General features: G+C 62.1%; 21 protein-coding genes. 20 read left to right on the top strand and 1 reads right to left on the bottom strand.

The features are described 5' to 3' along the window. Positions 1–48: 48 nt before the first annotated feature. The 12 genes from Q7T10_RS00855 (at position 49) to Q7T10_RS00800 (ending at position 14,643) form a co-directional block, all read left to right on the top strand. Positions 49–2,970: a molybdopterin oxidoreductase family protein gene (locus Q7T10_RS00855; RefSeq protein ID WP_304744870.1), complete on the top strand. Its 2,922-nt coding sequence runs from the start codon at positions 49–51 to the stop codon at positions 2,968–2,970. Further along, a complete protein-coding gene (gene soeB, locus Q7T10_RS00850) occupies positions 2,967–3,695 on the top strand; it encodes a sulfite dehydrogenase subunit SoeB (protein ID WP_304744867.1) in 729 nt (242 codons plus the stop codon). Before Q7T10_RS00855 ends, soeB begins: the two co-directional genes overlap by 4 nt. Positions 3,696–3,714: 19 nt before the next feature. Further along, positions 3,715–4,659: a DmsC/YnfH family molybdoenzyme membrane anchor subunit gene (locus tag Q7T10_RS00845; protein WP_304744865.1), complete on the top strand. Its 945-nt coding sequence runs from the start codon at positions 3,715–3,717 to the stop codon at positions 4,657–4,659. Between the two features lie 12 nt (positions 4,660–4,671). Continuing rightward, on the top strand, positions 4,672–5,232 hold the full coding sequence (locus Q7T10_RS00840) for a DUF3365 domain-containing protein (RefSeq protein WP_304744862.1): 561 nt from the start codon (positions 4,672–4,674) through the stop codon (positions 5,230–5,232). A 40-nt stretch (positions 5,233–5,272) separates the two neighbouring features. After that, entirely contained in the window at positions 5,273–6,262 is a 990-nt protein-coding gene (locus tag Q7T10_RS00835; RefSeq protein ID WP_304744860.1) for a sulfite exporter TauE/SafE family protein, read from the top strand. Between the two features lie 13 nt (positions 6,263–6,275). Further along, a complete protein-coding gene (locus Q7T10_RS00830) occupies positions 6,276–6,704 on the top strand; it encodes a hypothetical protein (protein ID WP_304744858.1) in 429 nt (142 codons plus the stop codon). A 2-nt stretch (positions 6,705–6,706) separates the two neighbouring features. After that, positions 6,707–7,531 (top strand): universal stress protein, encoded by an 825-nt coding sequence (locus tag Q7T10_RS00825; RefSeq protein ID WP_304744856.1) that lies wholly within the window; start codon positions 6,707–6,709, stop codon positions 7,529–7,531. A 20-nt stretch (positions 7,532–7,551) separates the two neighbouring features. Next, a complete protein-coding gene (locus tag Q7T10_RS00820) occupies positions 7,552–8,190 on the top strand; it encodes a Rieske 2Fe-2S domain-containing protein (protein WP_304744854.1) in 639 nt (212 codons plus the stop codon). Positions 8,191–8,284: 94 nt separating this feature from the next. Further along, positions 8,285–9,610: an OmpP1/FadL family transporter gene (locus tag Q7T10_RS00815; protein ID WP_304744852.1), complete on the top strand. Its 1,326-nt coding sequence runs from the start codon at positions 8,285–8,287 to the stop codon at positions 9,608–9,610. A 158-nt stretch (positions 9,611–9,768) separates the two neighbouring features. Next, positions 9,769–11,043, top strand: coding sequence for an NAD(P)/FAD-dependent oxidoreductase (locus tag Q7T10_RS00810; protein ID WP_304744850.1), 1,275 nt, complete (start codon positions 9,769–9,771; stop codon positions 11,041–11,043). 31 nt (positions 11,044–11,074) lie between these two features. Beyond that, positions 11,075–13,633, top strand: a complete 2,559-nt coding sequence (locus Q7T10_RS00805) for an FtsX-like permease family protein (RefSeq protein ID WP_304744848.1) — start codon at positions 11,075–11,077, stop codon at positions 13,631–13,633. A 107-nt stretch (positions 13,634–13,740) separates the two neighbouring features. Then, complete coding sequence (locus tag Q7T10_RS00800) at positions 13,741–14,643, top strand: PleD family two-component system response regulator (protein ID WP_304744846.1); 903 nt, start codon at positions 13,741–13,743, stop codon at positions 14,641–14,643. A gap of 64 nt (positions 14,644–14,707) precedes the next feature. Here the strand turns inward: Q7T10_RS00800 and Q7T10_RS00795 are convergent, their stop codons facing one another. Beyond that, a complete protein-coding gene (locus Q7T10_RS00795; protein WP_304744844.1) occupies positions 14,708–16,297 on the bottom strand; it encodes a methyl-accepting chemotaxis protein in 1,590 nt (529 codons plus the stop codon). Positions 16,298–16,425: 128 nt separating this feature from the next. Between Q7T10_RS00795 and Q7T10_RS00790 the strand changes: the two genes are divergently transcribed. From Q7T10_RS00790 to Q7T10_RS00755, 8 genes are all read left to right on the top strand, one after another. Next, positions 16,426–17,520 (top strand): lipocalin-like domain-containing protein, encoded by a 1,095-nt coding sequence (locus Q7T10_RS00790; protein WP_370653705.1) that lies wholly within the window; start codon positions 16,426–16,428, stop codon positions 17,518–17,520. 196 nt (positions 17,521–17,716) lie between these two features. Beyond that, positions 17,717–19,492: an ABC transporter transmembrane domain-containing protein gene (locus Q7T10_RS00785; RefSeq protein WP_304744842.1), complete on the top strand. Its 1,776-nt coding sequence runs from the start codon at positions 17,717–17,719 to the stop codon at positions 19,490–19,492. Between the two features lie 132 nt (positions 19,493–19,624). After that, a complete protein-coding gene (locus Q7T10_RS00780; protein ID WP_304744840.1) occupies positions 19,625–20,962 on the top strand; it encodes a Glu/Leu/Phe/Val dehydrogenase in 1,338 nt (445 codons plus the stop codon). A gap of 76 nt (positions 20,963–21,038) precedes the next feature. After that, positions 21,039–21,971 carry an amino acid ABC transporter substrate-binding protein gene (locus Q7T10_RS00775; RefSeq protein WP_304745164.1) on the top strand — a complete coding sequence of 311 codons (933 nt, stop codon included), beginning with the start codon at positions 21,039–21,041 and terminating at the stop codon, positions 21,969–21,971. 43 nt (positions 21,972–22,014) lie between these two features. Next, complete coding sequence (locus Q7T10_RS00770) at positions 22,015–22,764, top strand: amino acid ABC transporter permease (RefSeq protein WP_304744838.1); 750 nt, start codon at positions 22,015–22,017, stop codon at positions 22,762–22,764. After that, positions 22,765–23,454, top strand: coding sequence for an amino acid ABC transporter permease (locus Q7T10_RS00765; RefSeq protein WP_304744835.1), 690 nt, complete (start codon positions 22,765–22,767; stop codon positions 23,452–23,454). A 67-nt stretch (positions 23,455–23,521) separates the two neighbouring features. Then, positions 23,522–24,247, top strand: coding sequence for an amino acid ABC transporter ATP-binding protein (locus tag Q7T10_RS00760; RefSeq protein WP_304744833.1), 726 nt, complete (start codon positions 23,522–23,524; stop codon positions 24,245–24,247). A gap of 77 nt (positions 24,248–24,324) precedes the next feature. Then, a partial coding sequence (locus tag Q7T10_RS00755; protein ID WP_304744831.1) for a hypothetical protein occupies positions 24,325–24,532 on the top strand: 208 nt, incomplete at its 3' end.

Genomic DNA, 24,532 nt, shown 5'->3' with positions numbered 1-24,532 from the left:
TAATAGGGTCACTCCGCACACCCTGCCCGCCAGAAGAATACCCACCGCATGTCTGCCACACCGCTTCACGACCCTTGCCGCCCGCCGCTGCTTGGCGCCACCACCGAGACGCGCAATACGACGTGCTACATGTGCGCCTGCCGTTGCGGCATCCGTGTGCACTTGCGCAATGGCGAAGTGCGCTACATCGAGGGCAATCCCGAACACCCGCTGAACCAGGGTGTGATCTGTGCCAAGGGCTCCTCCGGCATCATGAAGCAGTATTCGCCGGCCCGGCTGACAAAACCCCTGTTGCGCAAGCCCGGCAGCGAGCGCGGTGAAGGCCAGTTTGAGGAGATCGAATGGGAAGCCGCCTTTTCGATGCTCGAAGAGCGCCTGAAGAAAATCCGCGCGACTGACCCGAAAAAATTCGCGTTGTTCACCGGCCGCGACCAGATGCAGGCACTGACCGGTCTGTTTGCACGCCAGTTCGGCACGCCCAATTACGCCGCGCACGGCGGCTTTTGTTCGGTCAACATGGCGGCCGGGATGATCTACACCATCGGTGGGTCGTTCTGGGAGTTCGGTGGCCCCGATCTGGGACGCGCCAAGCTCTTTGTGATGATCGGCACCGCCGAAGACCATCACTCCAACCCGATGAAAGCGGCGCTGTCCAAGTTCAAGCGAAATGGCGGCCGCTTTGTCTCCATCAACCCGGTGCGCACCGGCTACTCGGCCATCGCCGACGAGTGGGTGCCGATCAAGCCGGGCACCGACGGCGCGCTCCTGCTGGCGCTGATCCATGAACTCATCAAGCTGGGGCTGTATGACCGCGAGTTTCTGGCGCGCTACACCAATGCCGGCCAACTGGTGAATCAGGATGCCAGCAGCGATGACTTCGGCATGATGCTGCGCAACCCGGAAGGCGATGTCGTCAACCCGCTACGCCCGGCCAACTTCTACTGGTGGGACCGACTCACCGACCAGGGCGTTGCCGATCACGCAGAAGGCGCCGACCCGGCATTGTTGGGGCATTTCAAACTGCCTGACGGCACGCCGGCGGTGCCGGCCTTCCAGCTATTGGAGGAGCGCGTCAAAGCCTACACACCCGAATGGGCCGAGGGCATCACCGGCATTTCGGCGGCCACCATCCGCCGCTTGGCGCATGAAATGGGCATCACCGCCCGCGACCAGAAAATAGAACTGCCCATCGCCTGGACCGATAGCTGGGGTAAACGCCACGAATCAGTCAAAGGCAATCCGGTGGCGTTCCATGCCATGCGGGGACTGGCGGCACACTCCAACGGCTTTCAGACGATTCGCTCGCTGTCAATTCTGATGTCGTTGCTGGGCACCATCGACCGACCCGGTGGCTTCCGGCACAAGGCGCCCTATCCCCGTGCGGTACCGCCCAACGCGCGCCCACCGAAGGGGCCGCAGGCGGTAAAACCGGATACGCCGCTGGACGGCGCGCCGCTGGGCTGGCCTGAGAGCCCGGATGACTTGTTTGTGGATGATCAGGGCCAGCCGGTGCGCATCGACAAAGGCTTCTCCTGGGAACATCCCTTGTCCGCCCATGGCCTGATGCACAACGTCATCACCAACGCCTGGCGCGGCGACCCGTACCGCATTGACACCCTGCTGATCTTCATGGCGAACATGGCGTGGAACTCCACCATGAACACGTCCGAAGTGCGCAAGATGCTCAATGACAAGCACACGGACGGAGAGCACAGCGGTGAGTACAAGATTCCCTTCCTCGTGGTGTGCGACGCCTTCCAGTCGGAGATGACGGCCTTTGCCGACCTGATCCTGCCCGACACCACGTACCTGGAGCGGCACGACTGCATGTCCATGCTGGACCGCCCGATATCCGAATTCGATGGCCCGGCTGATTCAGTCCGCATCCCGGTGGTCGCGCCCAAAGGCGAGTGCAAACCGTTTCAGGAAGTACTGGTGGAGCTGGCTGGCCGGCTCAAGCTGCCGGCCTTTACCCAGGCGGACGGCTCTCGCAAGTTCAAGAGCTATCCGGACTTCATCGTCAACTACGAAACAGCCCCGGGCTCGGGCATCGGCTTCCTGGCGGGCTGGCGCGGCAAGGGCGGCGAAAAGTCCATGCGCGGTGAACCCAACCCCAAACAGTGGGAGATGTACGAGAAGAACAACTGCGTGTTCCATTACGAGATGCCGCTGGAGTACCAGTACATGCGCAACTGGAACCGCGGCTACATGGAGTGGGCGCAAAAGGTGGGTATCCGGCGTGACAAGGATCCGATCGTCATCCACATCTACTCCGAATTCCTGCAGGGTTTCCGTCGCGCCGCCCAGGGCAAACGCCCGGGCAAACAACCGCCAGACCACCTGCGCAAGCGGGTGGAGACCTACTTCGACCCACTGCCTTTTTACTACGTGCCCCTGGAAGAACAGGCCACCGACACCGCCAAATACCCGCTCAATGCAATCACCCAGCGCCCGATGGCGATGTACCACTCGTGGGACTCGCAGAACGCCTGGCTGCGCCAGATTCACACACACAACTACCTGTTCGTCAACACCAGGACGGCCAGCGCCGCGGGCATTGCCGATGGCGGCTGGATGTGGGTGGAGTCACAGTGGGGCAAGGTGCGCTGCATGTGCCGCTACTCGGAAGCCGTGGAACCCGGCACGGTATGGACTTGGAACGCCATCGGCAAATCCGCGGGCGCCTGGAACCTGACGCCCGACGCGAATGAATCGCAGCGCGGCTTTTTGCTCAATCACCTGATCTCGGAGGAATTGCCGGCAGGAAGCAACGGCGCGTCGCTGTCCAACTCGGACCCCATCACCGGGCAGGCCGCGTGGTACGACGTGCGCGTACGGATCTACAAGGCACAAGACGACGAGCCCGAGCAAACCTGGCCCCAGTTCAAGGCGGTGTCTGCAGCACCCGGAATGCGGCAAGTGCTCCCGCGCTTGCAGGCTTATTTTGCGGGCAAGGGAGACAACAAATGACCCAGTTGGCTCTCGTCATTGATCTGAATGTCTGCGTTGGCTGCCACGCCTGCGTGACCAGCTGCAAGCAATGGAACACGTCCGGTACGGCGGGCGCGCTGGTGGACCTCAACCCCTACGGCGCCGAGCCGAACGGCACCTTCTTCAACCGGGTGCAGACCTTTGAAGTGGGCGAATTCCCGAACACGCAAACGGTGCACTTCCCCAAATCCTGCCTGCATTGCGAAGAGCCGCCCTGCGTGCCGGTATGTCCTACGGGTGCCAGCTACAAACGGGCCGAAGACGGCATTGTGCTGGTGGATTACGACAAATGCATAGGCTGCAAGTACTGCACCTGGGCTTGTCCGTATGGCGCACGAGAGTTCGATGAAGAGCGCAAGGTCATGACCAAATGCACGTTGTGCGTGGACCGTGTCACCAGCACGGCATTGCCGGAGCCCGAGCGCAAACCGGCCTGTGTGCTGGCCTGTCCATCCAACGCGCGCCTGTTCGGCGATGTGCATGATCCGGAATCCATTGTCTCGAAAGCCATCGCGGAACGTGGCGGCTATCAGCTCATGCCCGAATGGGGCACACGTCCGGCCAACCACTACCTGCCCCGGCGCAAGACCGAAGTCCGGATTCACCCCGAAGACCTGGAGCGCGTTGATAACCCGCTGAAGATTGACGGCAAGCAGCCCGAGCACGCGCACCGTGACCCCGGTCGCGAAGACTTCGCCACCTGAACCCCACCACCCGCACGCTATGCAACCTGCTTTTTCAGTCATCTTTCTGACCACGTTGATCGGCGCCGCGCAAGGACTTTTCCTCGCGCTTTACGGCACTGAAATTTCAGGCCTCGGCGGACTCGCCCCGGAGGACAGCCAACGCTTCCTGTTTGCAGGAAACGGGGTCGCGCTGGTGCTGACCGGATTGGGGCTGTTTGCCTCGTTCTTCCACCTGGGTCGCCCGGAGCGCGCATGGCGTTCCGCTGCCATGTGGCGCACCTCCTGGCTGTCGCGTGAGGTGATCGTGCTGCCGTTGTTCATGCTGGGACTGTTCCTCTATGGGGGCGCCCACTTTCTTGGCTTGAGCGGGAGCACGGTGCTCATTGGCGCTGCGGTGGCATTGGTCTGCCTGGCGTTGTTCGTCTGCACCGCCATGATCTACGCCTCGGTGCGCTTTCTGCAAGAGTGGGCCAGCCCGCTGACACTGGTGAACTATTTGCTGCTGGGCTGTGCCTCAGGCCTGACGCTGGCGACGCTCCTGGCGGCCGTTCTGGGCATGTCCACTCTGGTTGTGCCCTACGCCTCAGCCGCAGTCGTGCTGACGTTGCTGGCGCTGATCACACGCAGTGCGTCGCTGGTGCGCAATGCCCGTCTCAAACCCAAATCAACCCTGCAAAGTGCCATTGGTGTCAAACACCCGCGGATCGTGCAAAAGGCCCAGGGCTTCATGGGCGGCTCGTTCAATACACGCGAGTTCTTCCACGGCCGCAGCGCAGCGGTGCTGCGTTCAGTCAAATGGGCTTTCCTGCTGATGGTATTTCCCCTGCCGCTGCTGTGTCTGGCCGTTGGCGTGAATGCCTCATCCATCGGGATGCTGGGGGCGGCCTTCGCGCTGCAGTATGTGGGTTTGCTGGCAGAACGCTGGTTCTTTTTTGCCCAGGCCAACCACCCGCAAAACCTTTACTACCAAACGATCTCCTGAAAGGAATTTTCCATGCGCAAAATTCTATTGTCCATGGCCGTGCTCGCCAGCCTGAATGCCTTGGCCGAGGATGCGCCCTGGCTGATCGAGGCGCGCAAAGTCGCTAGTTCTGTGCCACCCAAACTGCTTCAGGTGCTGACTGAAGAAATCGCCAAAGGCGGACCGGAATCCGCCATTGGCGTTTGCCGGGAAAAAGCACCGCAAATGGCCAAGGCGGCATCCGAGCAAACCGGCTGGGCCATCCGGCGTGTCAGCCTGCGCGAGCGTAACCCCAAGGCGGTTCCCGATGCCTGGGAGCGGGCCACACTGGAAGACTTTGACCGACGCGCCGCCGCTGGCGAAGGCCCGGCCACACTGGAGAAATGGGAGGTCGTGACCGAGGCTGAGCGCAAGGAATATCGCTACATGAAGGCGCTTCCCGTGCAGCAGATATGCCTGGCCTGCCATGGTGCGCCTGAATCCCTCAAGCCGGAAGTCATCACGCAGTTGCGCACGCTGTATCCCGGCGACAAAGGGGTTGGCTATTCCATTGGCCAGATTCGCGGTGCCATGACGATCCGCAAGGCAATGTGAACCTGACATCAGCGGCGACAAAACAACCCGATTCCCCTTCATGCACGACGTTGCCACTCGCACACCGCCCATACTGGCATTTCTCAAGCAGCTGCGTCGACCATGGCTGATGCTGGCCATCCTTCTGGTTCTGCTCCTGGCCGGTCCCGTGCAGGCCGCTGGCAGTGTGGCGCCAACAAGTCCCCTGCCCTGGTGGTTCTGGCCATTGGCGCTGTTTGTGACCTGCTTCTTCATTGGCATTGTGGCGGTGCCCGCGGGCATTGGCGGTGGCACGCTATTTGTGCCGATCATCGGCGGCTTCTTTCCCTTTCACCTGGACTTTGTGCGTGGTGCGGGCTTGCTGGTGGCGCTCGCCAGTGCACTGGCGGCCGGGCCGTTGCTGCTGCGCGGGGGCTTGGCCAGCCTGCGCCTGGCGCTTCCACTGGCACTGCTGGCCTGCATGAGTTCCATTGCCGGCGCCCTGCTCGGTCTGGCACTTCCCGCCTCGGCGATCCAGACGGCACTGGGCTTGATCGTGCTGGGCATCGTGGCACTCATGCTGATGTCGAAGAAATCAGAATTTCCGCATGTGGCGCAACCCGACCGGCTGTCCTCCGCGCTGGGTATTCATGGGGTCTTTATCGACGGCGCCTCCGGGCGTGCCATTGACTGGCAGGTGCACCGCACCCCTTTGGGTCTGGTACTGTTTCTGGCGATTGGTGTCATGGCAGGCATGTTCGGCATCGGCGCCGGCTGGGCCAACGTGCCCGCACTGAACCTGCTGATGGGCGCACCGCTGAAGGTCTCGGCCGGGACTTCCGGCCTCGTGCTGTCGCTGGTGGATTCCTCGGCCGCATGGGTGTACCTGAACCGGGGCGCCGTGTTGCCGATGATCGCCGTGCCCTCGGTGGTGGGCATGATGCTGGGCGCGCGCATCGGCGCCCGCCTGCTGCATGTGCTCAAGGGGTCAGTGATCCGCAAAATGGTGATCACACTGCTGCTGTTTGCGGGCATCCGCGCCCTGCTTAAAGGCTTGGGCCTGTGGGTCTGAGAGCGACCAATCGATGAACACACCAAACCTTACGAACGCCCAAGAGCAGCAAGCCGAGGCTTCGCGCTACGCGCTGTTGCTGGATTGGGGCACGCGCGTTGGCGTGCTGGCGCTCATCCTGAGTTTCGCGGCCTACCTGTTCGGGCTCCTGCAGCCACACGTACCGCTGGAACACCTGCCCAAGGTCTGGAACCTGCCGGTGAGTGCCTACCTGCAAAGCACGGGCACCCCCACCGGCTGGGGCTGGCTAGCCCTGGCGCACAAAGGGGACTTGTCCAACCTGATCGGCATTGCACTGCTGGCCGGCTGTTCGCTGCCCCCCTTGCTGGGCTTGATCCCTTTGTACCTGAAGCGGCGCGACTATGTTTATGCTGGTCTCTGTGCCCTGATCGCATTGGTCATCGGATTGGCTGCATCAGGCATTTTGACGGGGGGGCATTGAGCATGGCAGGACTCTTTTCGCATCTGTTGCTGGCCACCGAGCACACCGAATTCGACACGGGCGCCGAAACGGTGGCCATGGATCTGGCGCAGCGCTGCCAGCTGCCGCTGGCCACCGTCGTCCCCTTGGTAAGCAATCCGGAATATGAAGCGCTGGCGCCCCAGATTGCGGCGCGGGCCGAGCGGGAAGCTTCGACCAAGATCGGCCAGTTGCGCGCCCAGGCGGAGACGGTCGGTGTGACGATCGATCTGCACGTGCGCCGGGGTGAGGAACCTTATCGGGAGATCGTGCAGGAAGCACAAGAACAAGGCAGCGACGTGATCATCATCCGACGCCGTGGCAAGCGGAGCTTTCTGGCAAATCTGCTGGTGGGCGAGATGGTGAGCAAAGTGGTTGCGCACGCGCCATGTCATGTGTTGATCGTGCCGCGGGAGAGTCGCATGTGGCGCCAGCGCGTGTTGGCTGCGGCAGAGCCCAGCGGGCAAGGACGTCAGGTGGTCGCCACGGCGGCTGCGGTTGCCGCCCAATGTGGACTGCCGCTGCATCTGGTGAGCGTGATTGCCGCCGAAGGACTACGTCCGTCGGCGGAAGCCTTCGTTTCCGACATGTTGAGCCAAGTGCGCATTGGTGGTCTTGTTGCACAAGGCGAGGTACTCAGCGGAAACCCATTCAAGGAAATCCTGGCCGCGGCGGCCAGCAGCGGGTCCGACCTGATCGTGATGGGCAGCCGCGGCGACAGCCGCATTGGCCGCGCCCTGCTCGGTGGCGTGGCGCAAAAGGTGATGGGGCTTTCAGAACATCCTGTGCTGGTTCTTCATTCTCAATAGTCGAAGGAGTCTCCCCTGCCATGAGTGACGCACTGAACTACCTCCTCAAGGCCCGGCCCGAGGCGTTGGGCCACTACTTCGCCTTCTTAAAGGATGCCGGCCAGCATCTGGACCCGAAAACCAGGAATCTCATTTCCGTCATCACCAAGGTCCATGCTCAGACCGAACGCGGCTTTCGCCAATACCTGGGGCGCGCACTGCGCGAGGGCTGCACGCCCATGGAGGTTCTGGATGCGCTGCTGATGGCGTTTCCGGCATTGGGGCTGGCCAAGATCATCTGGGCCGTGGACATCATTCTGGACATGAATATCCCCGGGTTTCAGCCCGAGGCCCTCCTCGGCCCGACGCCTGGCCCCGGCCAGTGGCACGATGTACTGGCCAGCGCCGATGTCAAGGACGGTGAAGTCATACGCACCGAATGCGAAGGTCGCGGCCTGTTTATCTACCGCGATGGGAAGACTTTTCAGGTCTACGACAGCCGTTGCCCGCACCAGAGCACCGACATACCGGAACTGGCGCTGAAGGGCAGCACCCTGACCTGCCCCAAGCACCAATGGGAGTTCGATGTGAAAAGCGGCGACTGCATAAAAATTGGCAACAGCCCGCTTAAACGCATCGAGTCCAAAGTCGCCAAAGGCCGTTTGCTGGGCTTTTGGTAAGCCCCGAGCCGCTGTAGCCGTCCGCCCTCCCCCACCGATCACCATCCCAGTGAAAAACCCGCGCTTCCCTTCATTACAACTATCGGAGACCACCATGAAAGCATCCAGAACACTTTTTTGTCTGACACCTCTTTGCGCGCTGCTAGCAGCCGGTTCGGCACACGCCACGAATGGAATGCTGATGGAGGGCTATGGTCCCATCTCTACCGGCATGGGCGGTGCATCCCAGGCGATTGACCATGGCAACGCTGCCATGGCAGCAAACCCGGCGACGCTGGGCTTGATGCCTGACGGCACCTCGCGCCTCGATGTGGCGTTTGGCATTTTGGGACCTGATGTGAAGAGCAGCATGATGGGCATGGACGCCAAATCGAGTGGCACGTCTTATGTCATGCCTGCTTTGGGCTACACCAGGCGTAGTGGTGCCTATACCTACGGCATTGGCATGTTTGCCCAGGGCGGCATGGGGACCGAGTACGAGGCGACTTCGTTCCTGGCCATGGGCTCGGGTGCGCCGGTGCGATCGGAGCTTGGCGTGGGAAATGTCATCTTTCCGGTTGCGTACCAGGTCAATCCAAATTTGACGGTAGGCGCCACCCTGAAATTCATGTGGTCCTCACTGGACATGCTATTTGCGGCAACGCCTGCGCAATTGGGTGGAATGGTTACGGGCGGGTCCGGTGCTCTTGGCGGTGCGATTGCTGGCGGCGCATTGAATACAGCCACTTGGGCGCGAATCAACTTCTCCGACAGCAATGACTTCACCGGCGCCGCCAAGGCCACCGGTTTCGGGGCCTCCCTTGGCGCTGTCTATAAGGTCAACAAAGACGTGACCGTGGGGGGTTCCTACCAGTTCAAGTCCGCGTTGGATGACATGAAGACGTCCAGCAGCGCGGCCAGCATGACAGCCTCCACGGGATTTACTGACAGCGGCCAGCTCACCGTGATTGACTTCCAGATGCCCTCGGTTTTCGCGGTGGGTGCCAGTTGGCAAGCCCAGCCAGCGTTGTTGCTGGCGGCTGACCTCAAATACATCGGCTGGGCTGACGCCATGAAGAGCTTCAAAATGCGCTATGACAGTGCTGTGATGGGTGGTTCGGTGAGTTTTTCGATGCCGCAAAACTGGAAAGACCAGACCGTGCTGAGTCTGGGCATGGCCTGGAAGGCCAATGAACAGCTAACCCTGCGTGCCGGTCTCAATCTGGCTGACAACCCGATTCCTGATGCCTATGTCAACCCCCTGTTCCCGGCGACTGTGAAGAGCCACGTCACGCTGGGTCTGGGCTACAAGGTGTCGCAGGCAGGGGAGTTCAATGCGTCGCTGACCCTTGCGCCTTCAGAGACGGTCAACAGCGGTGCTGGTCCAGCAATTTCGCATGGGCAGACGAACTTGCAGTTGATGTACAGCCATCGTTTCTGAGGCAATTGCAGACCCTAACGATGTGACAGCAGGCCATCGGTATCCAGTTCCACTGGCGCTGGTAGGGAAACACGGGGTCAAGTCAATAGTTCCGCTCCTATTTCTTGACCCACCCTGTAAGCTCAGCGTATAAACCTTTAACAACAGGAGCACACCTCATGGCACACATCGTCATCATGGGCGCAGGTATCGGCGGCATGCCCGCCGCTTACGAAATGCGCGCAACTCTGCCCAAAGAGCATCGCGTCACGGTCGTCAGCGCGGTGGACTATTTTCAGTTCACCCCTTCCAACCCTTGGGTTGCGGTGGGCTGGCGTGACCGTGAGACGGTGACCCTGCCGATTGCACCGCTGCTCGAAAAAAAGGGCATTGGCTTCATTGCCAAGGCGGTGACGGCCATTGACCCGCAGGCCAACCGCCTGACGCTGGACGGGGGCGACACGCTGGACTACGACTATCTGGTCATCACCACAGGACCCAAGCTCTTCTTCGACGAAGTGCCGGGTTCCGGACCGCATGGCGGGCACACGCACTCCGTCTGCACGGTGGACCACGCACAGGCATTCTTCAAGGACTACGAGGCCTTTTTGAAAGACCCCGGCCCGGTCGTGATTGGTGCCATGCCATTTGCCAGTTGCTTCGGTCCGGCGTACGAGTTCGCCTTCATCCTCGACACCGACCTGCGCAAACGCAAACTTCGCCACAAGGTTCCAATTACCTTCGTCACCAGCGAGCCCTACATTGGGCACCTGGGGCTGGGTGGCGTGGGCGACAGCAAGGGCATGCTGGAGTCGGAGTTGCGCGGCCACGACATGAAGTGGATCACCAACGCCAAGACCACCAAGGTGGAAGCGGGCAAGCTCTTTGTGACCGAGCTTGATTCGCAGGGAGGCGTCTTCAAGGAGCATGAGGTGCCATTCAAGATGTCGATGATGCTGCCCGCCTTCAAGGGCGTGGACGCAGTCGCCGCCGTGCCCAACCTGTGCAACCCACGCGGCTTCGTACTGATCGACGAGCACCAGCGCAGCAAGGCCTACCGCAACATCTTCTCTGCCGGGGTATGCGTGGCCATTCCACCAGTGGAGGCAACCGTGGTGCCCACCGGGGCACCCAAAACCGGCTACATGATCGAAACCATGGTCAGCGCCATCGTGCACAACATTGCCGATGAGCTGGCCGGGCAACCGGTGGTCACCAAGGCCACCTGGAATGCCATCTGCCTGGCCGACTTTGGCGATACTGGCGCTGCCTTTGTGGCCTTGCCGCAAATTCCTCCGCGCAACGTCAACTGGTTCAAGAAGGGCAAGTGGGTTCACCTGGCCAAGATCGCCTTTGAGAAGTATTTCATGAGCAAAATGAAGAACGGCACCTCCGAGCCGATCTACGAAAAATACGTGCTCAAGGCACTGGGCATTGTGCGTTTGATGCGCTGAGACAGCGCGGCGCTTGGGGGTAGACTCCCTTGTGCTCGCTCTTCTTCGAACCTTTTCGTGGCAGGAATTGCGCCACCATCCGTGGCGCAACGCAGCGGCCGTCGTCGCCGTCATGCTGGGCGTAGCGCTGGCATTCTCCGTGCAACTGATTAACGCCTCGGCGCTGGACGAGTTTTCACAGGCAGTGCGCTCCGTCAATGGTCAACCGGACCTGGAACTGCGCGGCGTACAAGGCAACTTTGACGAAGCGGTCTTTGCGCGAGTCGCCAACCATGCGCAAGTCGCCGTGGCCTCCCCGGTGCTGGAAGTCAGCACCTATGCACTCGCTGGCGATGCGCAGCGTGTGCCTCTGCGCGTGGTCGGGGTCGACGCCCTCGTGGTGGCCACTGTGGCCCCGGCGCTCATGCCGCGGCCCGCTGCTGGCGCCGACCGCCTGGCGTATTTCTCGCCCAACACGCTGTACTTGAATGCCACCGCGCGCCAGCGCCTGCGCGGCGACAAATTGCAGTTGCAGAGTGCACTGCAAGTCAAACCCGTAACAGTTGCCGGGAGCGTCAGCGCCGGTGGCGCGCCGTTGGCCGTGATGGACATTGGCGCGGCACAGGAACTGTTCGACCGCCAGGGCCAACTCTCCCGCATCGATATCCGCCTGCACACCGGCGTCGACCGGGCAGCCTTTGTGCGTGCCCTGCAAGGCGCCGCCGATTGGCCGCCCGATGTGACAGTGACCGAGCCCGGCGACGCGGCAGCGCGCGTCAGCAACCTGTCGCGCGCCTACCGCGTCAATCTCACCGTGCTGGCCCTGGTCGCCCTGTTTACCGGGGCCTTCCTGGTGTTCTCCGTCCTGTCCCTGAGTGTGGCCAAGCGCGCGCAGCAATTCGCCCTCCTGGGCGTGCTGGGTCTGACTGGGTGCGACCGGCTGGGTCTGGTACTGTGGGAGTCGCTCGCGCTGGGAGCGGTGGGCAGCCTGGCCGGCATTGCCCTGGGCACCGGCCTGGCCGCGCTGGCCTTGCAGGTACTGGGTGGTGATCTGGGTGGTGGCTACTTTGCCGGCGTGGCCCCGGCGCTGCAATGGAACGGATGGGCGGCCCTCGCGTACGGCACGCTGGGTGTGCTGGCTGCGCTCGTAGGTGGCTGGTGGCCGGCACGGCAGGCGCAGGGCCTGCCACTCGCGCAAACGCTCAAAGGACTGGGTGGCAGCCTGGTGACGCGCCGCAGTCACTGGGTGAGTATCATTTTGATAGCGGCTGGCGCACTGTTTTCGAGGGCTCCGGCCATTTATGACATTCCCCTGGCAGCCTATGTGTCGGTCGCGCTGCTGCTGGTAGGCGGTATCACCGCGCTGCCGTGGTTGATTGCATTGCTGCTGGACCAACTGGCGCCGCTGTTGGCGCGTCATGCACTGCCCCTGCTGGCCGTGGAGCGCGCGCGCCGGGTGCGCGAGAGCGCCTCCGTCGCAGTTAGCGGCGTGGTGGCGTCGCTGAGCCTGGCAGTGGCGCTGACCGTCATGGTGGCGAGCTTTCGCGACTCGGTGACGCAGTGGCTGGACCGGGTGCTGCCCGCCGATCTGTATGTGCGCAGCGCCGCCAGCCTGGGAGCCACTGACACGGTGTATTTCACGCCGGAGTTTGTGCAGGCAGCGGCCACAGTGACGGGCGTGCAGCGGGTGCAGCCCCAGCGCACGCTGGCGCTGTTGCTGGACCCGGCCCGACCGGCGGTGGCGCTCATTGCACGCGCGCTCAATGACCCGGCGCGCGATCTGCCGCTCATTGGCGAACCACTGCCCGTACCGCCAGGACAAATCGGCATCTATGTGAGCGAGGCCATGGTCGACCTGCATGGCGCCCGCATGGGCACGGTGTTCACCCAACTTTCAGACTCTTTCAGGCCTCTAGCCCTCGTAGAACAAGCGCCTATAGCTACGTTTTTTGTAGCGGGCGTGTGGCGTGACTATGCGCGACAATCCGGCGCCATTGCGATGGACAAGCGCATCTTTGAGCGGCTCACCGGCGACCGGCGCGCCAACGACCTGGCCCTCTGGCTGGTCGATGGGCTTGGCGCCGAACGCGTGCAGCGGGCCCTGCGCGCCCTGGCCGACCAGTCCGGTCCTGGCGCGGGCCAGCTGCTCGAATTTGGCACAGCCAGCCAGATCCGCGCCACCTCGCTTCGAATCTTTGACCGCAGTTTTGCCGTGACCTACTGGTTGCAGGCGGTCGCCATCGCCATCGGCCTGTTTGGTGTGGCGGCATCTTTCAGTGCCCAGGTGCTGGCGCGGCGCAAGGAGTTTGGCCTGCTGGCGCACCTGGGCCTGACACGGCGGCAAATTCTGACCGTGGTCGCCCTGGAAGGCGCGGCCTGGACGGCCTTGGGTGCCATTGCCGGCCTCGGCCTGGGGCTAGCGGTGTCGGTGGTGCTGGTGCATGTGGTGAACCCGCAGAGTTTTCACTGGACGATGGAGCTGATGCTGCCCTGGGCCCGGCTGCTGGCGCTGTGCCTGGCCGTGGTGCTGGCCGGCACCGTCACTGCCTGGCTAGCGGGCAAAGCGGCTGCGGGCAAGGATGCGATCCTGGCCGTGAAGGAAGACTGGTAGCTGAACGCGGCATATCAACGCGACGATCATGCAGAATGGCTACACTTTGTTTCATTTGACATTCTGGGTTGACTGTGCGGGTCCACCCCTAGGAGAAAAGCAACAGCATGAGTATCTTTGACCGGTTCTGGGCAGCCTCAAAAAGAGCCGAGGCGGAAGAACGCACAGCCGCCGAGGGCAAGTCACCTTCGCTTGACGGATCGGTTGCGGCCAGCTTTGATCGACGGCATCGCAAGCGCAAGAATGCCCGTCACGGAACCAAGGCCCTCATCATTGACGACTCGGCCACAGTCGTTGCGGTGTTGCGCAGAATACTGCGCTCCGCGGGCTACGACACTCGCGACGCTGCCAATGCCGAGCAGGGTCTGGCGCTGATCAACGAAGAAAAACCGGACCTGGTTTTTCTCGACATCATCCTGCCGGGCATGAATGGCTTTGGCGCACTGCGGGCCATCCGCAGGGATGCCGCGACGCATGACATTCCCGTCATCATGATCAGCGGCAATGAGCACGCCACCGAGCAGTTTTACGCCAGCCGGATTGGTGCCGACGACTTCATGAAGAAGCCCTTTCCCCGATTCGAAGTGTTCGCCCGTATCGAGACCTTGCTCGATGACAATCAGATCCCCCGCAGAAAGGGCTTGACTGCGGGGGCCGACGCACCGGCAGGCGTTACCGGCAGGTCCGCGACACCACCGGTCCAAACGCGCAGCGCCGCACCAGCAACATCGACCCGTGCACCCCTCGGTGCCACACAGCGTCGATGGTCCGCACTGGGTGCCCGCAAGGAACTCACCGCCATGGGCTTGCAGTACTTCGATCAGGCGCAGTTCTTTGCGGCTATTCGTCGGGCAGACCAGCTGGCAGTCGAACTGTTTATTGCCAGCGACGCCATCAGGATCGAAGAGCCCTTTGCTGGCACAACTGCGCTCACCGTCGCACAGGAGGCGGGATCGCCGGAGATCATTCGCTTGCTGCGCAGCAGGACCGATGGGCCAGCGCTGGGTTGATCTCGAATCAGCCCAGCCGCCACCGTTCGCCGCGACGGGCCGGAAACAGCGACGGTGCCCCAGGTCACTGACGAGCCAGCACAAGGCCCGGCAGCCTGAACCGACCAGCCATATCCCGCAGATCACCCGCTTGCTCCTGCAGGCTCCGCGTGGCCGCAGCGGACTCCTCGACGGCTGCGGCGTTTTGCTGGGTCATCTGATCCAGGCGATTCACCGCAATGTTGATTTCCGACATGCCGCTGCTTTGTTCGCGGGTGGCAGCGGTGATTTCACCAATGGCCAGCGCCACGCGCCCAACGGAATCCACGATGGCGGTCATGGTGTCGCGCGCCTGACCAACCTTGCTGGTGCCCAGTTCCACCTTGTGCACCGAGGCGCTGATCAGCGACTTGATCTGCCGCGCCGCCGCCGCAGAGCGGTTCGCCAGCGTGCGCACCTCGGCCGCCACCACCGCGAATCCGCGCCCCTCGTCGCCCGCACGGGCCGCCTCGACAGCCGCATTCAGGGCGAGGATGTTGGTCTGGAAGGCGATGCCGTCGATGACTGCCGTGATGTCCACAATCTGGCGTGACGATTCGCGGATATCGTTCATCGTGCGCATCACCTCGGAGATGGCGGTGCCGCCATCGACTGCCTCCATGGCAGCAGATTTCACTAGCACCTCACCTCGGGACGCAGCCTCCAGCGAGTGATGCATGGTCGCGGCAATCTGCTCGATGGCGGCGGCCGTCTGTTGCAGGCTGGATGCAGCCTGTTCGGTCCGGCTGGAGAAATCGATGTTCCCCGCCGCGATCTCGGTTGCCCCCTGCGCCACACTGCGACTGGCACCCTGGACCTGGGACACCAATGTGCCCAAAGACACCTGCATCCGACTCAATGCGCACAGCAACCGTCCGGCCTCGTTGTGATCGTGCCCTTCAATGCGCTCCGTCAAGTCCAGCGCCGCGACCCGATTGGCGGTGTCCACCGCCTGCTGGATGGGCCGGGTGATACCGCGCAGGAGCCTGATCGACAACACAAGCCCCAGCACCAAAGCGAATAACCCAAACAGAATCAGCCCCCATTGGGCTGACACGCTCATGTCGCTGATATGAACCACGGACGCATCAATCCTGGCGCGCTGGGAGTCCCCCAGCCGGGTCACGGCCTGCAGCAAGGCCTGCGCCGCCGGCGTGAAGCGGCTGACATAGACCCGCTCGATGCTCGCCGTCAGGCCGCCATCACGGGCCACCGTCAGGTCCTGGCGGGCTTTCAGGAATTCGCGGTTGGCGTCGGTCATTTGAAGAAGGATGGCCTGGTCTTCCGGGCTGGTCAGCATCCCGCCCAGACTGCGCAGCAGTTCATCCACCACCGCTGTCGTCTGGTTGATCTCGGGGGTCAGCACGTCGCCGACCTGAGGCTCCGAGCTCAACGCAAATGCCTTGGAACGAGCCACGTTCACCGAGATGTGGCGGTGCAATTGCGCCGCCATGCGCTCGGTTGCCATGGCTTCACCGACCATGCGTCCGGTCTCGTTGGACACCCGATGCAAGGACCAGACCCCCAACGCCGAACCCAGGAGGGCGACGGCAAGAACAAGCGACAGGACACCCAGAATACGGCGCGAAAAGGAACCCGATGCCCTGGACCCGCTCCAGGAACTTGAATGTGACATTGATTGGATCTTTCTGAAAAATTTGAACCAATCTTGTGCGGGCGGTGTGACGGTGGCGTGACAAATCCGTGTCAAAGAGCAGGCCGTTTCGACCTCGAACGCCCCGGATCGCGACGACAATCAGCCGGATGACCAAAGGCCTCTTTCGAAGACACCTGCTGGCCGCCGGACTTGCCATGCCCCTGTGGCCTCTGCAGGCAGGGGCACAGGCACCGGCAGAAGCACCAACGCTGCCCCGGCGTGTGTTGCAGTTTCCACGCGACCTGGGCAGTCACCCGAACTTTCGTACCGAGTGGTGGTACATCACCGGGCACCTTCGCTCGGGCGAACGCGAGTTTGGTTTTCAGCTCACGTTCTTTCGTTCCCGCGTGGCCGCCACACAGGGCATGACATCCGCCTTTGCCGCCCGGCAACTGGTCTTTGCGCACGCGGCCGTGACCGACGTGGCAGGCAAGAAACTGTGGCACGACCAGCGCATTGCGCGCGAAGGCTTCGGGGTGGCACAAGCCAGCGAAAAAGACACCACTATCACCCTGCGCGACTGGTCGCTCGAGCGTAACGCCACGCAGTACAAAGCCATTGCGGCTGGCAGCGGCTTTGGGTTCCAGCTGGCCTTGCGCGAAACCCAGCCGCTGCTGCTGCAAGGTGATCGTGGTCTGTCACGCAAGGGGCCGCAAGAAACGCAGGCGAGCTACTACTACAGCCTGCCGCAGTTACAGGCCACGGGCACCCTGGCACTGGATGGGCGGCCGATGCCGGTGCAGGGCACGGCCTGGCTCGACCACGAATGGAGTCAGGCGCTGCTGCATCCAATGGCGGTGGGCTGGGACTGGATCGGCATGAATCTCCTGGATGGCAGCGCCCTGACCGCTTTTCGCCTGCGGGACCAGGCCGGCCAGGCGCTATGGGATGGCGGCTCGTTTCGTCACCCCTCCATGGGTGGCACGCCCCATGTCTTCAGCCATGGCGAGGTCCTGTTCAAGCCGGTGCGCCACTGGACCAGCCCGTTGACCCGGGCCAGGTATCCGGTGGAATGGATCGTGCGCACGCCGGCTGACTTTTATACCGTCAAGGCCGTCATCGACAACCAGGAGCTCGACAGTCGCGCCTCCACCGGCGCGGTCTACTGGGAAGGCCTGAGCGAGCTGTTTGACAGCAATGGCAAACTGGTTGGGCGCGGCTACCTGGAGATGACCGGCTACTCCAGCCCGCTGCAGTTGTAGGGACAGGCATGTGCCCGCACCGCGACCAGCCATCGCCTGGATGCCTCAAGCAATCCCGGGCATTCCACTGGCAGCACTTGAAATGCTATTAATTCAATAGCTAGTTGCGCAATATCCATAAGGGCCAGGGCCTTGTATCATGCATATTCCACCTCGGTGCTTGCGCCGTGCCTAACCTGCCCCCACCTGACTCACCATGACAAGCGAACGCCCCAAGTCCTCCAACCCCAAATCCCTTTCCGGCCTGCTGCCATTTCTGCGACCTTACCGCGGCCGTATCGGGCTGGCGCTGGTGTTTCTGGTGATGGCGGCCATGGCCACGCTGGCGTTTCCAGTCGCCCTGCGCAGCCTGATTGATGGCGGCCTGGTGCAATCCGACAAGGGCGCACAGGTGATGGCGCTGCGCGAGCACTTTGTCGCGCTGTTTGCGGTGGCTGTGGCATTGGGCCTGTTTTCAGCCGGCCGCTTTTACATGGTGAGCTGGCTGGGCGAGCGGGTGACCGCCGATTTGCGCAACGCGGTGTACGGCCATGTGCTGCAGCAAAGCCCCGAGTTCTTCGAGACCACCCAGACCGGTGAAGTGCTGTCGCGCCTCTCCGCCGACACCACGCTGGTGCAGACGGTTGTGGGCTCGTCACTGAGCATGGGCCTGCGCAACACCGTGATGGGCATTGGGGCCCTGGGCATGCTGATCTGGACCAACCCCTATGTGATGATTCAGGTGCTGGGGGTGCTGGTGCTGATCGTCGTGCCGTCCCTGTGGTTTGGCCGCCGCGTGCGCAAATTGTCGCGTGCCAGCCAGGACCGGGTGGCGGATTCAAGCGCGATTGCGGCTGAAGTGCTGAACGCCATTCCGGTCGTGCAGAGCTATACCGCAGAGGGGCGCGAAGCGGCCCGTTTCAATGCCTCCACCGACAGCGCTTTCAACACGGCGGTGCGGCGCACCCGGGCGCGCTCGGTGCTGGTGGCCTTCATCATCATCGCCACCTCGGCGGCGCTTTTGTGGGGCTTGTACCAGGGCACGCAGGCCGTGATGGCCGGGCGCATCAGCGCTGGCGATCTGGGCCAGACGGTGATGTACGTCATCATTCTGGCCAGCGCCTTTGCGATTCTGGGCGAGGTCTATGGCGACTTGTTGCGCGCCGCGGGTGCGACCGAACGGCTGATGGAGTTGCTGGGCAGCCGCTCACCCATTGCATCACCGAAAAATCCAGCCCCAGCCCCCGTGCAGCTTGCGGGGAGTGCTATCAAATTCGAAGCGATCAATTTCCACTACCCATCGCGTCCCAACCAGGCCGCGCTGAGTGATTTTTCATTGACTGTCGAACCGGGCCAGACCGTGGCCATCGTCGGGCCCAGTGGTGCGGGCAAGAGCACGGTGTTTCAGCTGCTGCTTCGTTTTTACGACCCGGCCTCGGGGCGCATCCTGCTGGATGGCGTGGCGACGCGGGACCTGGCTTTGCACGACCTGCGCCAGCGCATCGGCATCGTGCCGCAAGACGCGGTCATTTTCTCCAGCAGCGCGCTGGAGAATATTCGTTACGGCAAACCCGAGGCGAGTGACGATGAAGTCAAGGCTGCAGCCCAGGCGGCCTTTGCCCACGAATTCATCAGCGCGCTGCCCGAGGGCTACGACACCTTCCTGGGCGAGCGCGGCGTGCGCCTGAGCGGCGGTCAACGCCAGCGCATTGCGATTGCCCGCGCCATGCTGAAGAACCCCCCTCTGCTGCTGCTGGATGAGGCGACCAGCGCACTGGACGCCGAAAGCGAACGCATGGTGCAAGCGGCACTGGAGTCCGCGATGCGCGACCGCACCACGCTGGTGATTGCGCACCGGCTGGCGACGGTACAAAAGGCCGACCACATTGTGGTGCTGGATCACGGCCGGCTGGTGGAGCAAGGCACCCACGCCGAACTGGTGGCACGAGGCGGCGTTTATGCGGGCCTGGCCGCGCTGCAGTTCAACGCCTGAGTTGGCAGGCCGATCGGCATCAACAAGCCTGGTTATTAATTTATTGCATAGATGCAGAGGAACTCGGCCTTAGACAGTGGAGCGGGAGCGCACTACAGTGCGGGACTTGATCAACCCACAAGGTACTTCTGCATGTCACAACCGTCCAGCCCAGCCGCCGCCACCCTCCCCGCCACAAGCGCGGCGGCCAGCGTCGCCGCTTCGATCCCCTCCTATCTGCAGGCCGATAATCTTGGCCCCTGGGGCATTTACCTGCAGCAGGTCGACCGCGTCGTGCCCTACCTGGGTCCTCTGGCACGCTGGGCGGAAACCCTCAGGCGGCCCAAACGGGCGCTGATTGTGGATGTGCCCATCCAGCTCGACAACGGCACCGTGGCGCATTTTGAAGGCTATCGCGTGCAACACAACACCTCGCGCGGGCCCGGCAAGGGCGGCGTGCGTTTTCACCAGGATGTGACCTTGTCAGAAGTGATGGCCCTGTCCGCCTGGATGTCGATCAAGAACGCGGCAGTGAACGTGCCCTTCGGTGGCGCCAAAGGCGGCATCCGGGTCAACCCCAAGACACTGTCTCTGGGCGAGCTGGAGCGCATGACGCGCCGCTACACCAGCGAGATCGGCATCATCATCGGCCCGACCAAGGACATTCCGGCGCCGGACGTGAACACCAATGAGCAGATCATGGCCTGGATGATGGACACCTACTCCATGAACGAGGGCGCTACCGCCACCGGTGTGGTCACCGGCAAACCGGTCGACCTGGGCGGCTCACTCGGACGGCGCGATGCCACGGGGCGGGGCGTGTTCACCGTCGGCGTTGAGGCCGCCCGGCACATCGGTCTGGACATTGCCACCGCGCGTGTGACGGTCCAGGGTTTTGGCAATGTCGGCGGCGTCGCAGCCAGGCTGTTTGCGCAGGCAGGCGCGCGCGTCGTTGCGGTGCAGGACCATGGCGGCACCATCTACCGGGAAAGCGGTCTCGATGTGCCGTCGCTGCTGGCCCACGTGGCCGCGGTCGGCACCGTGACCGGTTTTACCCAGGCAGAGGTGTTGCCCAACGACCAGTTCTGGGATGTCGACTGCGACATCCTGATTCCGGCCGCACTGGAGCAGCAGATTACCGAGCTCAACGCGGGGCGCATCAAGGCGCGCATGATCATCGAGGGCGCCAATGGTCCGACGACACCGGCGGCGGACGACATCCTGCACGACCGCAATGTGCTCGTGCTGCCCGACGTGATTGCCAACGCGGGCGGCGTCACGGTGAGCTATTTTGAGTGGGTGCAGGACTTCTCCAGCTTCTTCTGGACCGAGGATGAAATCAACCAGCGCCTGACCCGGATCATGAAGGAAGCCTTCGCAGCGGTATGGCAACTGGCTGCAGACCGCAAGGTATCGCTGCGCACGGCCGCGTTCATCGTTGGCTGCACCCGGGTGTTGCAGGCGCGGGAGATGCGCGGACTCTATCCGTGAATCTACTGAAACGAGTTCGCCTGCCGGCCTCCCTTTTGCTACACTAGGCCGATTGGCAAAACGGCAAGGAGAGGCAATGAAGGCATCCAGGTTGGTGGCAGTACTGATTGGAGCGGGTTTGCTCGCCGGCGCCGCGACGGCCCAGGAATTGACCGGAACGCTCAAGAAGATCAAGGACACCGGCAGCGTCACGCTGGGCGTGCGCGATTCCTCGATTCCGTTTTCCTATCTCGACGACAAGCAGTCCTACCAGGGCTACTCGATCGACCTTTGCCTGCGCGCGGTCACAGCCATTCAGAAGCAGCTCGGCCTGACGGCCCTGAATGTAAAGATGAACCCGGTTACGTCGTCCACCCGCATACCGCTGATGGCGAACGGCACGGTCGACCTCGAGTGCGGTTCCACCACCAATAATCTGGAACGGCAAAAGCAGGTGGCTTTTGCGCCCACCACCTTCGTCACGGCGAACCGTCTGTTGGCGAAGAAGAGTGCGAATATCACCAAGCTTGATGACATGAAGGGGAAGACCCTGGTGTCAACGGCTGGCACGGCGAATCTGAAACAGGTGACCGCACTGAACGCCGAGCGCAAGCTGGGGATGAACATCCTCGCCGCCAAGGATCATGCAGAAGGATTCCTGATGGTGGAGACCGGGCGCGCAGTCGCCTTTGCCATGGACGACATCCTGCTTTCGTCGCTGGCCGCCAGTTCGAAGTCGCCGAACGACTATGCGATCACCAAAGAATCCTTGTCGGTCGAGCCCTACGGCATCATGATGCGCCGGGGCGACGAGCCGTTCAAGAAGGCTGTCGACAGCGCCATCATCAAGCTGATGAAGTCCGGAGAGATCAACAAGATCTATGCGAAGTGGTTCCAGTCGCCGATCCCGCCAAAAGGGATCAACTTGTCGATACCGATGAGCGAACAACTCAAGGCGGTGATTGCCAATCCGACCGACTCGGGCGATCCCGCTACCTACGCAGCCGTTCCCCCGAGCCAGAAAAAATAGGGCTGGCGCCTGTAGTGGCCATGGTCAAGGCTGAGGGGGTAGCTTGAACTACAACTGGAACTGGCGGATCTTCTGGGAGGTTTCCCCCGACGCCGCCGGAACCTATCTCGACACTTTGCTCAGCGGCCTGCTGTGGACCATCGCGACCTCGATGTCCGCCTGGATCATGGCGCTGCTGCTGGGCGCTATCGTCGGCACCCTGCGCACCGTCCCGCAACGCTGGCTGGTCGCCCTGGCCAACGCCTGGATCGAGCTGTTCCGCAATATCCCGCTGCTGGTCCAGATGTTCCTCTGGTACTTCGTTGTGCCCGAGTTGCTGCCCACTGCTGCCGGGGACTGGATAAAAAGCCTGCCCAATTCGGCATTCATCACCGCCGTGCTTTGTCTTGGTTTTTTCACGTCAAGCCGGATTGCCGTGCAGGTCGCGGCCGGCATCGGCTCGCTGCCGCGGGGGCAGCGGCTGGCCGCGCAGGCGCTGGGCCTGACCACGCTGCAGACCTACCGTCATGTGCTGCTGCCGATGGCGTTTCGCATCATCATCCCGCCATTGACCAGCGAATTCCTCAACATCATCAAGAACAGTGCGGTCGCGCTCACGATCGGATTGATGGAGTTGACCGCGAGGGCGCGGTCGATGCAGGAATTCAGTTTCCAGGTGTTCGAGGCGTTCACCGCTGCCACCCTGATTTACGTCGCGTTGAACGTGGTCGTCGTTCTCCTGATGAACAGGCTGGAACGAAACTTCGCTGTTCCCGGATACATCAGCCGCAGCAATGCAGGCGGAGGGCACTGATTGTCCAGCTTCGATTTCAATGTGATCGAGCGTTCCTGGGTCTACCTGTTCACCACGGGGATGAGCTTCACGTTGCAGTTGACCGTGCTGGCGATGATCGGCGGTCTCGTGTTCGGCACCGCACTGGCGATGATGAGGCTGTCCCGATTCCGGGCGCTTTCGCTGGCAGCGGCAGGCTATGTGAACCTGATCCGTTCCATACCGCTGGTACTCGTCATCTTCTGGTTCTATTTCCTGGTCCCTTACATCGGCGCCTGGCTGATCGGCGCGAGCGAGCCGATCAGGGTCGGCGCCTTCTCTTCGTCGCTGATCACTTTCATCCTGTTCGAGGCCGCGTACTACTGCGAAATCATGCGTGCCGGCATCCAGTCGGTTCCGCGCGGACAGGTCAGCGCCGCCCAGGCGCTTGGAATGAATTACTGGCAGGCGATGGCGAACGTAGTCCTGCCACAAGCATTCCGCAACATGATTCCCGTCCTGCTGACCCAGACCATCGTGCTTTTCCAGGACGTCTCGCTGGTGTACGTACTGTCGATCACTGATGTCGTCGGTGCTGCATCGAAGGTGGCGCAGCGCGATGGACGGCTGGTCGAGATGTACCTGTTCGTGGCGCTCGTCTATTTCGTCATCTGCTTCGCGCTTTCCTTGCTCGTGAAAGTGTTGCAGAGACGGGTCACGATTGTGCGTTGAACCTTTCCTGAACGCGCGCCACCAGACCGAAACAGATTCGCCTGCCCCACATGACTGGAAACACAAGATGATCGAGATGAAAGACGTCAGCAAATGGTACGGCAGCTTCCAGGTGCTGACCGATTGCAGCCTGTCTGTGAAGAAAGGCGAGGTTGTTGTGATCTGCGGCCCTTCTGGTTCAGGCAAGTCGACGCTGATCAAGACAGTCAACGGGCTGGAGCCAATCCAGAAGGGCGAGATCAGCGTCGACGGCATCCGCGTGAACGACCCGGGCACCAATCTTTCTGCATTGCGTGCCCGGATCGGCATGGTGTTCCAGAACTTCGAACTGTTCCCTCACCTGTCGGTCCGTGAAAACCTCACCCTCGCGCAGGTCAAGGTGCTCCGCCGCGGCAAGGATGAAGCGACGGCACGCGGGCTGCAATACCTGGATCGGGTCGGCTTGCTGGCCCACAAGGACAAGTTTCCCGGACAACTTTCCGGTGGCCAGCAGCAGCGCGTGGCAATTGCGCGCGCACTGTGCATGGACCCGATCGCCATGCAGTTCGACGAGCCGACTTCAGCGCTCGACCCCGAGATGATCAACGAAGTGCTGGATGTCATGACGCAACTGGCCCAGGAAGGGATGACCATGATGGTCGTGACCCACGAGATGGGATTCGCCCGGCGAGTAGCGCACCGCGTCGTTTTCATGGATCACGGCAGGATCGTGGAAGACACCCGGAAGGACGTTTTTTTCGACACACCGAAGTCCGACCGGGCGCGCGATTTTCTCACCAGGATCATCCACTGACTTCAGTGTCCGTGGCATCGGTTTGCACGCAATTGCGGTTATAGTTGTCGCCTTCGACGGCGCAAACAATTACCAGAATGGATTACAAGAAGCTTTTGCTGGAGAGTTTCCAGCATGCGGTCGCTGCTGCCGACCCGCTCAAGATCGTTGCCGGACAACTTCCGCCGCCAATACCAATTGGGAAAAAACAAAAATTCAAGAAATATATTCCGCAGAATTCGATCGGTATTAGCACGACACCAAATGGGAATTTTACGTGGATCATTTCAGATACGATCCATGGGG

The sequence above is a fragment of the Rhodoferax sp. genome (assembly GCF_030646845.1).
Taxonomy (GTDB): Bacteria; Pseudomonadota; Gammaproteobacteria; order Burkholderiales; family Burkholderiaceae_C; genus Rhodoferax.
The sequence above is the reverse complement of the archived record's forward strand: the minus strand, read 5'-3'. Positions and strand labels throughout refer to the sequence as shown.